The sequence below is a fragment of the Xylocopilactobacillus apis genome, from assembly GCF_033095965.1.
Taxonomy (GTDB): Bacteria; Bacillota; Bacilli; order Lactobacillales; family Lactobacillaceae; genus Xylocopilactobacillus; species Xylocopilactobacillus apis.
In genome coordinates this window covers 773551-786859 of record NZ_AP026801.1, presented here as the reverse complement: position 1 = coordinate 786859, position 13309 = coordinate 773551, and the positions used below count along the sequence as shown (strand labels likewise).

General features: G+C 35.1%; 15 protein-coding genes and 2 pseudogenes. All 17 read right to left on the bottom strand.

The window, feature by feature from the left end; genetic code table 11:
* Positions 1-5 precede the first annotated feature (5 nt).
* Positions 6-263, bottom strand: coding sequence for a membrane protein insertion efficiency factor YidD (gene yidD, locus R8749_RS03665; RefSeq protein ID WP_317698064.1), 258 nt, complete (start codon positions 261-263; stop codon positions 6-8).
* Positions 264-265: 2 nt separating this feature from the next.
* Entirely contained in the window at positions 266-442 is a 177-nt protein-coding gene (locus tag R8749_RS03660) for a DNA-directed RNA polymerase subunit beta (RefSeq protein WP_317698062.1), read from the bottom strand.
* A gap of 2 nt (positions 443-444) precedes the next feature.
* Complete coding sequence (mreB, locus tag R8749_RS03655) at positions 445-1434, bottom strand: rod shape-determining protein (protein WP_317698060.1); 990 nt, start codon at positions 1432-1434, stop codon at positions 445-447.
* A gap of 184 nt (positions 1435-1618) precedes the next feature.
* A complete protein-coding gene (locus tag R8749_RS03650; protein ID WP_317698059.1) occupies positions 1619-2041 on the bottom strand; it encodes a F0F1 ATP synthase subunit epsilon in 423 nt (140 codons plus the stop codon).
* Between the two features lie 7 nt (positions 2042-2048).
* Positions 2049-3557 carry a F0F1 ATP synthase subunit beta gene (atpD, locus tag R8749_RS03645; protein WP_317698058.1) on the bottom strand — a complete coding sequence of 503 codons (1509 nt, stop codon included), beginning with the start codon at positions 3555-3557 and terminating at the stop codon, positions 2049-2051.
* Between the two features lie 11 nt (positions 3558-3568).
* A complete protein-coding gene (gene atpG, locus R8749_RS03640) occupies positions 3569-4549 on the bottom strand; it encodes an ATP synthase F1 subunit gamma (RefSeq protein WP_317698056.1) in 981 nt (326 codons plus the stop codon).
* An 8-nt stretch (positions 4550-4557) separates the two neighbouring features.
* Positions 4558-6117, bottom strand: a complete 1560-nt coding sequence (gene atpA, locus R8749_RS03635; protein WP_317698504.1) for a F0F1 ATP synthase subunit alpha — start codon at positions 6115-6117, stop codon at positions 4558-4560.
* The gene (gene atpH / locus R8749_RS03630) at positions 6117-6686 is read right to left on the bottom strand and encodes an ATP synthase F1 subunit delta (protein WP_317698054.1); all 570 of its coding nucleotides are present in this window, start codon (positions 6684-6686) and stop codon (positions 6117-6119) included. The genes atpA and atpH overlap by 1 nt, the downstream gene beginning before the upstream one ends.
* Positions 6683-7186: a F0F1 ATP synthase subunit B gene (gene atpF / locus R8749_RS03625; RefSeq protein ID WP_317698053.1), complete on the bottom strand. Its 504-nt coding sequence runs from the start codon at positions 7184-7186 to the stop codon at positions 6683-6685. Before atpF ends, atpH begins: the two co-directional genes overlap by 4 nt.
* A gap of 32 nt (positions 7187-7218) precedes the next feature.
* Positions 7219-7431 carry an ATP synthase F0 subunit C gene (atpE, locus tag R8749_RS03620; RefSeq protein WP_317698503.1) on the bottom strand — a complete coding sequence of 71 codons (213 nt, stop codon included), beginning with the start codon at positions 7429-7431 and terminating at the stop codon, positions 7219-7221.
* 29 nt (positions 7432-7460) lie between these two features.
* A pseudogene (atpB, locus tag R8749_RS03615) lies at positions 7461-8174 on the bottom strand (F0F1 ATP synthase subunit A); the annotation flags it as partial.
* Between the two features lie 115 nt (positions 8175-8289).
* The gene (gene upp / locus R8749_RS03610) at positions 8290-8919 is read right to left on the bottom strand and encodes a uracil phosphoribosyltransferase (RefSeq protein WP_317698052.1); all 630 of its coding nucleotides are present in this window, start codon (positions 8917-8919) and stop codon (positions 8290-8292) included.
* 36 nt (positions 8920-8955) lie between these two features.
* Positions 8956-9897, bottom strand: a complete 942-nt coding sequence (locus R8749_RS03605; RefSeq protein WP_317698051.1) for a hypothetical protein — start codon at positions 9895-9897, stop codon at positions 8956-8958.
* Positions 9888-10802: an L-threonylcarbamoyladenylate synthase gene (locus tag R8749_RS03600; protein ID WP_317698048.1), complete on the bottom strand. Its 915-nt coding sequence runs from the start codon at positions 10800-10802 to the stop codon at positions 9888-9890. The genes R8749_RS03605 and R8749_RS03600 overlap by 10 nt, the downstream gene beginning before the upstream one ends.
* Positions 10799-11608, bottom strand: a complete 810-nt coding sequence (prmC, locus tag R8749_RS03595; RefSeq protein ID WP_317698046.1) for a peptide chain release factor N(5)-glutamine methyltransferase — start codon at positions 11606-11608, stop codon at positions 10799-10801. The genes R8749_RS03600 and prmC overlap by 4 nt, the downstream gene beginning before the upstream one ends.
* Positions 11601-12686, bottom strand: a complete 1086-nt coding sequence (gene prfA, locus R8749_RS03590; RefSeq protein WP_317698045.1) for a peptide chain release factor 1 — start codon at positions 12684-12686, stop codon at positions 11601-11603. The genes prmC and prfA overlap by 8 nt, the downstream gene beginning before the upstream one ends.
* Positions 12679-13271, bottom strand: a pseudogene (locus tag R8749_RS03585) (thymidine kinase). Before R8749_RS03585 ends, prfA begins: the two are co-directional and overlap by 8 nt.
* Positions 13272-13309: the final 38 nt, after the last annotated feature.

Genomic DNA, 13309 nt, shown 5'->3' with positions numbered 1-13309 from the left:
TAAGATTATCGTACTTCTCTTTCATTTTCACGATTACGAAAAATAGTAAAATGATCAGGAACGTGATCAATTCCACCTCTATTAAATGGATTACACCGCAAAACTCGTGCAACCCCCATAATTAATCCTAAAATTGGACCATGTTTTTTTAAAGCTACGATCATGTAACTTGAACAAGTTGGATAAAATCGACAACTCGGAGGAAAAATAGGCGAAATAAATTTTTGATAAAATCTAACAAAAGCTATTAAAATTATTCGCATCCTCACCTCTTAAAATAATCTAATAAATGCTGCCATGTTGACCAATTAAACGCTTGAAAAAAATTACCGCCACCGACCATAAAGCCGATGCCGGTACCAATTAAAACTAAGAGAATAAAGGTCAAAATATAAATCACAACTTTTATCAAAAAGTTTGTTTTTCCTTTATCTGTTCGCAAAATTAAATTTTTAATCCTTTATCAAGATGATCGAGTAAAATTCCTGTTCCAAGCGCAACTGCTAATAAAGGTTCATCACCAACAATAACTGGAATTTGTAAACTATCTGAAAACATTTGAGAGATTCCTCGTAATAAAGCTCCGCCCCCTGTTAACATTACACCACGGTCTACAATATCAGCCGAAAGCTCAGGAGGAGTTTTTTCTAAAACTTCCTTTGCTCCAGCAATAATTGATAACATCGAATCATGCAATGCCTCTGATACTTCTACAGAACTTATTGTGATTTCACGCGGCAAACCAGAAACCATGTCACGTCCTCTAACTTCAACAGAAACCTCTGGATCGGGTTTATACACATAGCCAATGTCGATTTTAATCTTTTCAGCAGTTCTCTCTCCGATCAAAAGGTTATGCTTTTGCCGTACAAAATTAGCAATCTCTGTATCCATTGCATCTCCAGCAAGTCTCAAAGATCGGCTCGTGACTACTTCTCCCATTGAAAGAACAGCAATATCACTCGTTCCACCACCAATATCAACTACCATATTACCGCTCGGTTCATAAATATCAAGACCTGCTCCAACTGCAGCTACTTTGGGTTCTAATTCAAGATAAACTTTTTTCCCGCCAGCCTTTTCAGCAGCATCAATAATTGCCTTTTGTTCAATCGATGTAATATTAGTTGGACAGCAAATCAAAATCGTTGGGCGTGACATAAAACCTTTCAAATTCAATTTATTGATAAAATAAGTCAACATCTGTTCAGTAATATCAAAATCAGCAATGACTCCATCTTTAAGTGGGCGTATCACTCTAATATCTCCGGGGGTTCTTCCTACCATCCGGTAAGCTTCTGAACCAACAGCAACTACCCGATTACTTTTCGTTTCCACTGCAACTACAGATGGTTCATTTAAAACAATCCCCTTATCTTTTTGATTAATAAGGACATTGGCGGTCCCTAGATCAATGCCAATTTCTTTAGCCATGCGTATTCTCCAAATTTATTATATTTATGAATATCTCAATGAAATTAATTATAACATTTTATCCCATTAAAAATTAAAAATTATTGATAATTCGTTGTTTCTTAAAATTTTATGCTACAAAATTTTTTAAGAAAATAAAAAATCTCAGATTTAAACAATTCATTTGTTTAATCCAAGATTGTATTTATCTTAAAGATACTGTATTAATTCGGTTAATTGCTCGATTCAAAGCCACAGTTGCACGTCGAAGCTCTGCCTCATCGTGTTCTCGTTTTGCTTTTTCTATCTTTTCTTTAGCTCTCTCTTCAGCAGACTGTGCTCGATCAACATCAATATCGCTGGGGCGCTCAGCAGTATTGGCAACAATTGTCGCTACGTTGTTATCCATTTCTAAAAAGCCACCATTAACTGCTACATACTGTACTTGTCCATTAGTCCGGTAAATTTTAACCGGCGCAATCTGCAAAGAAACCAAAGCGGGCTCATGTTTGGCTTGAAAACCAATTTCTCCACCAATCGCTTTAACAACAACCAAAGTGGTTCGATGATCATAAACTAAACCATCTGGAGTTACGATATTTACTTGAAATACTTTATCATCACTCATATTTCACCTACTTTGACGTTTCCTTATTTTCATCGTCGCTTGTAGATTTATCATCAGATTCATTAGAATTATCAACAGCCTTTCCTTCATCAGAACCTTTAGATTTAACCTGAGTTCTCATACTTTCAGCCTTTTTAATAACATCTTCAATTGGGCCCACATTACGGAATGCATCTTCGGGAATATCGTCATATTGACCATCAATAATTCCTTTAAATCCTTTAATCGTTTCTTTTACTGGAACATAAGAACCTGGATTTCCAGTAAACTGTTCAGCAACGAAAAAGTTTTGAGAAAGGAAAAATTGAACTTTTCTAGCTCTTTGAACAATGGTTTTTTCATCATCAGATAACTCGTCCATCCCTAAAATTGAGATGATATCCTGTAATTCACGATAACGCTGGAGAACATGCTGGACTCCTGTAGCTACTTCATAATGCTCATCACCAACAATTAACGGATCAAGCGCACTAGAACTCGACTCTAGTGGATCAACTGCTGGATAAATTCCCTGCTCTGTTAATCTACGTTCCAAGTTGGTCGTTGCATCCAAATGAGCAAACGTTGTTGCCGGAGCCGGATCTGTATAATCATCAGCAGGAACATATACTGCCTGAATTGATGTAATAGAACCTGACTTCGTAGAAGTAATTCTTTCCTGAAGCTGTCCCATTTCAGTTGCTAATGTTGGTTGATAACCAACTGCTGATGGCATTCTTCCAAGTAATGCGGATACCTCAGAACCAGCTTGAGTAAATCTAAAGATGTTATCAATAAAAAGTAAAACATCTTGTTTTTCAGCATCACGAAAATGCTCAGCAATTGTTAGCCCAGTAAGAGCAACCCGCATTCTAGCTCCAGGCGGTTCATTCATTTGTCCAAACACTAGTGCGGTGTTCTTTAAAACGTTTGAATCTTTCATTTCGTAGTAAAGGTCATTACCTTCACGTGTTCTTTCACCAACACCTGTAAAAACGGAAATTCCACCATGCTCAGCAGAAATATTATGCATTAATTCCTGGATTAAAACGGTTTTACCAACTCCAGCGCCACCAAACAATCCAATTTTTCCACCTCTTAGATAAGGTGCAAGCAAATCAATAACCTTGATGCCTGTTTCTAATATCTGATCAGATGGTGTGATATCTTCATACTTAGGTGGTTCACGGTGAATATTATCCCTTGGATAATCCGGGGCAAAACTTGGCCCACCATCAATTGCTTCACCTAGAACATTGAATACTCTTCCTAAATCTTCTTTACCAACTGGAACTTTTAAAGAAGAACCGGTATCTATTACCTTCATCCCTCTAGTTAAACCATCGGTAGATTCCATGGCAATTGTTCTAATTACGTTATTTCCTAACTCCAAAGAAGCTTCAAGAGTAACTGTTTCTTTTTCATCTTTTTGGACGATGAGGGCATTATTAATATCGGGCAAACTGTCTTGAGTCGGAAACTCAACATCAACGACCGGTCCAATAACCTGAACTACTTTTCCTATATTATCAGCCATTACTATCCTTTCTACTCAAGAGCGGATGCTCCGCCCACAATTTCATTAATTTCAGTTGTAATCGCACCCTGACGAGCACGATTATATTCGATCGACATTCTGCTGATCAAATCTTCTGCGTTATCACTTGCACTCTTCATAGCCATTGTTGAAGCAGAATGCTCGGCAAGTTTTGCATCAAGAATTGCCCCATAAATTAAACTTTCAGCATACTGTGGTAAAACAGTATCCAAAACCGTAATGGGGTCTGGCGTAGATAAAAACTCAACTTCTTCATCATCATTACTTTTAGCATTATCATCAAAAATCTCGAGTTCAGACAAAGGAAGAATCTGTTCAACTCTAAAACTACTAGTTAAAGAATTAACAAAATGGTTGTAACAAATAATTAATTTTGTATACAAACCTTTTTGAAATAAATCAACTGCTTTAGAAATTATTTTTCTTACTTCACCAAAGCTAGGATTATCTGACAAGTTCATAACTTCAAGATCTGTTTTGATACCTCGATGATGAAAGAAGTCAACCCCTACACTTCCGACGCAAAAAAGTAACGGACTTTCACCCTTATCTTGTGCTTGGCGCAATAAGCTTAATGCCGATTTTAAAACACTACTGTTATAACTACCTACTAAGCCACGGTCTCCTGTGATAACCAGATAAGCTGTTCTCTGATCTTCTATCTTTTTGTAATTTTCTTTTCGACTGTCGAGAAAACTATTAACTATAGATTCCTCAGTTTGGTCAAAATAAATTCCTTCTAAAGCTTCTGGGTCTGTCTCATGGAGTTTAGCAATATTTTTAAAGTTTTGAGATTTAGCAACTTTTTTTACAATGCTTCTTAATTTTTTATCATAAACCTCATATTTATTATATTGCCTTTGCACCTGATTCATTTTAGCCGCAGAAACCATTCGCATTGCTTTAGTAATTTGCTCAGTACTTTTTACTGAAGCAATCCGATGTTTAATATCAGTTAACGATTGTGACATTTCATCACCTAATTAGAAATCTGATTAGCAATTTTACCTGCTGCATTCGGATTATTACTTTTTAACGTAGAGATAAAACTGTCTGTGATTTCTTTAACTGCTTGATCCAATCCGTCCCCTTCAGGTAAATCCTTCTTTTCTTGGATTTCTTTCATAAGGTCCGAATACTGAGCATGCATCTTCTTAATTAAATCTTCTTCATAAGCAGTAATATCATTAATTGGTACGTTATCTACATAGCCTTTAGTTAAAGCATAAAAAATCACTGTTTCGTCAGAAACTGATAACATTTGGTGAAGTTTTTGCTTTAATACTTCTACAGTTCGACGTCCACGATTAAGTTTCGACTGTGTAGCTGCATCAAGATCTGTTCCAAATTGAGAGAATGATTCTAATTCTCGGTAACTGGCTAAATCAATTCTTAAAGTACCTGATAACTTCTTCATAGCCTTTGTCTGAGCGGCTCCACCAACACGAGATACTGAAGCACCGGCATCAACCGCTGGTCGAGTTCCAGCAAAGAATAAATCACTAAGTAAGAAGATCTGACCGTCAGTAATTGAAATAACATTAGTAGGAATATATGCTGAAATATCTCCTGCCTGAGTTTCAATAATTGGTAATGCGGTCATTGATCCACCACCTAGTTCATCGCTAAGCTTTGCACTTCTTTCAAGTAAACGTGAGTGGGTATAGAAAATATCACCGGGATAAGCTTCACGTCCTGGCGGACGACGAAGTAACAACGATATTTCACGGTAAGCGACTGCTTGCTTCGATAAGTCATCGAATACAATCAAGACGTCTTTACCTTTGTACATAAAATATTCACCCATTGCTGATCCTGCATAAGGTGCAATATAAAGCAGTGGTGCTGGTTCAGAAGGTCCAGCTTCAACAACAAACGTGTAATCAAGTGCTCCATACTTTCTTAATGTTTCAACTTGAGAACGTACAGTTGATTGTTTTTGCCCAATAGCAACATAAATACAAATCATATCTTGACCCTTTTGGTTCAAAATAGTATCAATTGCTAATGAGGTTTTTCCAGTTTTTCTATCTCCAATGATCAATTCACGCTGACCTCGACCAATTGGAACAATAGCATCAATTGCTTTAATTCCTGTCTGCAGTGGTTCATCAACTGATTTTCGCTGCATAACTCCTGGAGCTTTATATTCAATTGGACGATTTTCAGTTGAATGTATTTCTCCTAAACCATCTATTGGACGACCCAGTGGATCAACAACTCGACCAATCATATCATCACCAACTGGCACTTCCATGATTCGACCAGTTCTTTTAACGGTGTCGCCCTCTGAGATTTCATCATAATCTCCAAGAACGATGATTCCGACATCGTCTCTCTCAAGGTTCTGAATTAAGCCGAACACGCCGTTTTCAAACTGTACAAGTTCACCATACATGGCGTTGTTAAGTCCAGATGCTCGGACAATTCCATCACCTAAATAAGTAACGGCACCAATTTCATCAACTTTTATCTCGTCTTGATATTGGCTCAGCTGTTTTTTTATAAACTCAGCTAATGCCTCAGTAGTTGCCAAAATTATGCCTCCAATCCTTTATCATTAATTTTTATATGAAACAACGATTCTTTTATCCGATCTAATCTCGTACGAATGGAATCATCAATCAAGTACGTATTACTTTCAATGATGATCCCTCCAATTAGATCCTTATCGACCTGATAATTGATTTGAACCTCATTCAGATCAAATTTATTTTTTAAAGTCTCTTCTAACTTCTGTTGTTGTGCGTTATCGAGCTTATATGTGACTGTTACTTTAAAGGCCATAAGTTTAAGACGTTCATTTTGAAAATCAACAAATTTGTCGCGCACCCGATTCAAAATCATAATATGTCCATTTTGAACCAGAACTTGTAGAAATTTCTCAACGTTACTGTCATAACCATTACACAAAGCATTAATTAAACTTTTTTCTACATCAGTCGGTAACCTCCGACTAGCAAAAGCAAGAACTAATTCTTCGTGATCCTTTACATACTCATTCAACTCAGTTAGCTGATCGATAAATTTACCGCCATCTTTAACTGAAACGATATCTCCTAAAGCATTAACATAAGCTTGAGCATACTTTTCTCGATCATAACTCATTTACTAGCCTCAAGTTTCTGCAAAAAATCATTAACCGATTGTTTTTGCTTATCTTCATCGATTTGATCTTTTAAGATACTTGCCGCCATTTTAGCTGATACTTCGACTAAATTATTTTTAACTTCGCCAAGCATTTCTTCTTTTTGGCTTGCAATATCATCTTTAGCACGCTCAGTAATAGCTTGTGCATCATCATGAGCCTGTTCAATAATTACACTTCTTTGATTTTGACCATCTTTTTCGGCCTTTTCAATAATCAAATTAGCTTCAGCATGACTGGCACTAACTTCTTTTTGACGTTGTGCAGCAAGTTTAGTAGCTTTTTCTCGCTCTGATTGTGCAGAATCAAGATCGTCATTGATTTTATTTCGACGATCTTCAAGCATCTTATTAACCGGGCCATACGCATACTTCCCAATTAAAAAGATCATAACAATCAAAGTCGCGAGCAACAGAAGAGGATCGCCTATTTCAAGACTATTCATTCCTAAATTAAGCATCTTCTCTACACCTTTCTAACTTTAAACAATTATTATTTAAATACTAAGATAAGGGCAATAACAATTGCTAAAATAGGAGTTGATTCAGTTAAACCAACGCCAAGAATCATCGTTCCACGGATAGTTCCACTTTGTTCTGGCTGACGAGCCATACTTTCTAATGCTTTACTTACAACAATTGCATCACCAAAACCACCTGCAATAGCTGCAAAAGCTGCTGCAAAAGCTGCTGCGATTAAATTAATTCCCATTTTTATAAAAATCCTCCAATTTTTTACTCATTTGCTTTTCGATCAATGTAAACCATTGATAAATTTAAAAATACATACGTCTGGACTGCGCCAATAAAGAGCGAAAATGCTTGCCAGATTAACATCAAGATAAAGGCAAAAGGAACTGTTACAAAAGCAAATCCCTTAATACCAAAGGCCAATTCAGTGATTAAATGAATCAAAACTTCACCTGCATAGATATTTCCATACAAACGTAACGAAAGCGTTAAAAAGCTTGAAAAATCATCAATCAAGTTAATTGGTAGAAAAAGGGCAAAGGGCTGGACAAAACTTTTAAGGTAATTTTTCAACCCATGTTTTTTTACTCCAACATAATGGGAGTATGCAAGTACCATCGTTGCTAGAGTCATTGTAACAACAGCTGAAGCAGTTGGTGACCTAAAGAAGCTATACCCATTACCAGAGAGCTGGAAAAATAATCCAATTTCATTACTTACAATAATGAATAAGAAGATTACAAATCCAAACAATCTTGCCGGTTTTCTTTCTTCCTCTCCTGATAAATTACTATTTACGACATTGTTGGTAAAATCTACCAACCATTCTAGAGCATTTTGCTTTTTTCCAGGTTTCATTTGTAAATTGCGCGACCAATAATAAACCAAGAAAAAAATCAAAACAGCTATTACTAAAATGGGAATATCGTTGGCAAGGTTAAAACGTAATCCAAAAATACTTATTACTGCATCCTTATCCGTATCCTTACCTCACTTTCAACAAAATTAGAACTTTTTAAGTTCTTCTTGTCAAGTAGTTATAATACACCTTAAAAACAAAAAGTGAACCAGATTTTAAAACAAGGAAACGCTTTTATTTTGTTCCGAACAGTCGATCGCCTGCGTCACCTAGTCCTGGAACAATATATCCGTTGTCGTTTAATCTCTCATCCAAAGCTGCGGCATAGATGTCCACATCGGGATTTTTTTCTTGAACTTCTTTAACTCCTTCAGGTGCAGCTACTAAAACAACAAGCCTAATTGATTTTGCTCCTCTTTTTTTGAGAGCTTCAATAGCCATATTAGCAGAACCCCCAGTCGCCAGCATTGGATCAACAACAAAAAGGATTCTTTTGTCAATATCAGATGGCATTTTAACAAAATATTCATGAGGTTTTAACGTTTTTTCATCACGATACATGCCCACATGACCAACTTTAGCAGCTGGAATTAATCTTAAAACTCCATCAACCATTCCGAGACCTGCTCTTAAAATTGGAACAACGGCTAGTTTTTTTCCTGCTAAAGTTTTTTGAATCGACTTACCCATCGGTGTTTCAACCTCAACATCTTTAAGAGGCAGATCTCGGGTAATTTCGTAAACCATTAATTCAGCAATTTCATTGGCTACTTCCCGAAAATCTTTCGTTCCGACGTTCTTATTTCTAATCATCGTTAGTTTATGTTGAATTAACGGATGATTTAATACTGTAAAATTACTCACTAAACACCTCCAATTTGAACTTATCCTTTTTCCTTATTAATCGATCCTGATAGATTTTAATACTTGTTGATTCAATTCTTCAAGTCTTATTATGTTTTTTTGCTCGTTAAAAGCATTACAAATTAGTTTTCCAAAATTTTTAACATCTTTGGAAGTATAGCCTTGATGGGTTACTTGATAAGTTGACAGGCCAAAAGACTTTTTCCCATCTATATCTATATTTTCTTCTTTCACTTCAATTCCAATTTGTCGCAAAATCTTTTGAAAATCTTCAATTCGATCTTCTTTCTCTTTAAAAATTAAATGAGAAAAGCTGCCAATTGGTTCACAAGAAAAAGTTTTATTTAACTCAAGACATAAAGAATCCATATTTTCATTTGATTTTAAAACATCAACTTCTTCAGATGCCAACATGGGCTTAAATTGGAAGAAATTTAAAATAGCTTCATCAATTAGAGAACTATCTGAATTTTTTGAGATAATTAACCCATCACCCCACTGCGCAGTCATAAAATCAGCATGTTCACTCAAACTAGTTTCTTGAGCTAAATCACTGGTAATAGCTTCGCCTAAACAAACAACCAGCTCAGAGCCATTAATTCGACTCAAGTGTCTCAATTGTTCCCAATCAGGTGATGAAGAAAAACTAAGAAAATCGTAAACAATAACCTGTGGACAATAACTTTCAATAATTGATTCAACTTTTTTTAAATCAAGATCATTAAACTCTTGATGAATATATTCAACTTGATAATGATCTAAAACCCACCTAAATTTACAAGCAAGATTTTTAAACTCTGATGTGATTATTAAAAGACGTTCATTTTGTTTCATTAAAGAATCAATTAAGATATTAAATGCCATTATTTCACTTTGGGGTACTATTTCTACTGTCTCTACTCCCAACAGTTTCTGGTACTTTTGACTCAAGTCCTCTGATAGATTCTTGTTCCCTTTTGAGTATAAATCTATTCCCATTTTGTAGCTATTTCCTTTAATTTTTGAGTATATAAATCATTTTCAAGGTTCTGTGCAAAAATAATACTTATGTGTGGATCGTTATCTAACTTTGTTAAAACTTTGAAAAAGTCTTTTAATGGGTTTTCCCCTAACGTTTTTTTATTTCCTTCAAAACCAAAACTATTGCCCCAAATCACAAAATTATCGTTTTTATTTAATTTTATTAAATTAGCTAATTCATCTTTGTTATGGTAAACAAACAATTTCTTTTTTAGCTGATAATGCTTGAAATCTGATATAACTTCAATTTTTTCTTCTAAAAAGTTTGAAAGATCAGCTGCTGAAATTGCTCCAGAGCGTCGAATTATCGGGGTTTTAGACAAATCTAATATTGTCGATTCAACACCGACGGTCGCATCACCATCTAAAAGAATAATATCAGCCTTGTTGTTCATTTCGTTCAAAACATCAGATTCTTGGGTTAAAGAGAGATTGCCGCTTAAATTGGCCGACGTCCCAGGCATTGGTCCCACTTTTTCTAAAACTTTTAAAAATAAATCATTAGCAGGCATTCGAAGAGAGATTGTTCCTTGATGCGTAAAGTATTCACTACCTGATTTTGAGTAATTCGTTTTAAAAATAACGGATAAAGGCCCCGGTAAGAATTTTGCAGCAATTTTTTGATAAAGTTTAAAATCCTCTGAACTAATAAACGATTGAGCCATTCTAACGTTAGAAATGTTTAGACTTAAAGGCTTTTTTAGAGATCTTTTTTTTATTGCAAAAATTTTCTTTAAAGACTGCGAATTAACAGCTACTGCCCCAATTCCATAAACCGTTTCAGTTGGATAAACCGTAATTGCTCCTTCTTGAATAAAAGGAATTGAATCAATATAATTACCTACTTGATATTTTTCCGTCATTTAATCCACCTTAACATTCGATCTCGTCCCCCAAGATCTTTTTTAAAAGTTAAACTACCGTCTGAGAATAAAGGATTTATTTTATCCTTTTGATTGTGACCAAACTCCATAAATAATTCTCCGTTTTGATTTAAAAAATCTTTAACTTGTTTTGAAATTTGTTGATAAAAATAAAGGCCATTATTTGGTGCAAATAGTGCATTATACGGTTCATAATTCAAAACAGACTTATCCATCTCATTAACTTCAAAAGACGAAATATAAGGAGGATTTGAGACAATTACGTCATATTTATCTTTAATTTGCTTAAACAAATCACTTTGGATAAATTCAATTTCAGTTTTAATTTTTTTAGCATTAAATTTTGCTATCTTCAAAGCTTCACTTGAAATATCACTTGCTGTCACCTGCCAATTTGGTCGATAATGTTTCAAAGTAATCGCAATCGCCCCCGAACCAGTTCCTAAATCCAAAACTTTCAAATGGTCTGTATTATGATTTTTTAAAATCCATTCCACCAACTCTTCAGTCTCTGGACGCGGAATTAAAACATTTTGATCAACATAAAAAGTTAAATCAAAAAAATAAGCCTGATGACTAACGTACTGATACGGAACCCCGGTTAAAAACTTGTCTAACCATTGGTACGCTATCGTAGTTTGTTCAAAAGACTTCCCGTAATACATGGGCAAATTACTCAAAGGTATTTTTAAAAGATCAGCAGCAATATAATCAGCAATTTCTGGTTCAGATCCTAACATTTTTTTTGCTTCTTCTAAAAATTTAGATACTAACTGATCATCCATTTTCAATTTCTTTTAATTTTTGGGCTTGATCATATGCAACTAATGCATCAATAACCTCACCTAAGCCGCCATCCATAATTTTATCGAGTTTATTTAGAGTTAAGCCGATTCTGTGATCAGTAACCCGATTTTGCGGGTAATTGTAGGTTCTGATTCTTTCTGATCGATCACCTGTACCGACCAAATTTTTTCTAGTAGAGTCATATTCTTCTTGATTTTGCGATTCATAATAATCATGAACTCTAGTGGTTAGAATTTGTAGTGCTTTAGCACGATTTTGCTGCTGTGATCTCTGTTCTTCCATAAATACCATAATGCCAGTTGGTAAATGGAGCATTCGAACTGCACTAGAAGTTTTGTTAATATGCTGGCCTCCTGCACCACTTGAACGTAAAACATCTACTCTAATATCTTTAGGTTCAATTTTATAATCAGTTTCACTATATTCAGGCATAATAATTACTGTTGCCGTTGAAGTATGAACTCGACCTTGAGACTCAGTAACAGGAACTCTCTGAACCCGGTGAGCTCCATTCTCATATTTTAACTTAGAATAAACATGATCTCCGGTAATCATTGCTTCAACTTCTTTGTAGCCGCCGACCTCAGTTGGCGAAGAACTGACAATTTCCATCTTCCAACCGGGTTGAGTTGCAACAAATTTCTCATACATGCTCAAAAGATCTCCAGCAAATAAAGATGCTTCATCTCCACCTGCTGCTCCTCTGATTTCCATGATAATATTTTTTTCATCATTCGGATCTTCTGGCAGCAGGTCTAGTCTAATTTCTTGCTCTAAATTTTTATTTTCTTCATTTGCAGTTTTCGATTCATCTTTAGCCAATTCAATTAATTCTGAATCCTCTGAACTGTTAATAATCTCTTGATTTTCTTTAATTAAATTTTGATTTTTAACATAACGATCATACTTTTCAATAATTGGTCGTAAATTAGCCTCTTCTTTTGAAAGTTCCATGTAACGATCAGTATTTGCAATAATTTCCGGGTCGCTCATCATACCTTCTAATTCACTGTATCGATCGGCTATTGCTTGAATTTTATCTAAAAAATTATTCATTTCGTAATTCCTTTATATTGGGATTAAAGTAGTGGTAACGACAAACTGGTAAATATGACTCATTGCCCCCAGCATAAACTGTTCTCCTTCATAAACTGGTTTATTATTTGAAAGCCGAAGATTCATAGTTGCTTTATGGTCACAAAACCAACAGATTGTCTTAATTTCCTCAAATTTATCAGCATAAAGTAATAAATACTGTGTCCCTTCGAAAAGATGGTTTTGAAAATCATTTTTAAGTCCAAAAGCCATCACGGGTACTTTTAAATCATCCACAATTCGAGCGCAATCAATTACATTCTGCTTTGACAAAAATTGAGCTTCATCAATTAATACACACGATATATGTGCATCCTTTGTTTCATTTTTTACTTTTTCAAAAAAATTTGTATCTGGATCAATTACCTCAGCAGATCGTCCGATTCCAATCCGGCTCTTAATTTTACCGTGTCCAAACCGTGAGTCGAGTCCAGAAGTAAAAACTAAAACTTTTTTCCCCTCTTCCTCGTAATTATGTGCAACCTTTAGTATTTCAATACTTTTACCACTATTCATTGCCCCATAGTTAAAAAATAATTGTGCCATCTTCCATCCTTCCAAAGAAATTCCTATTAATTATAAGA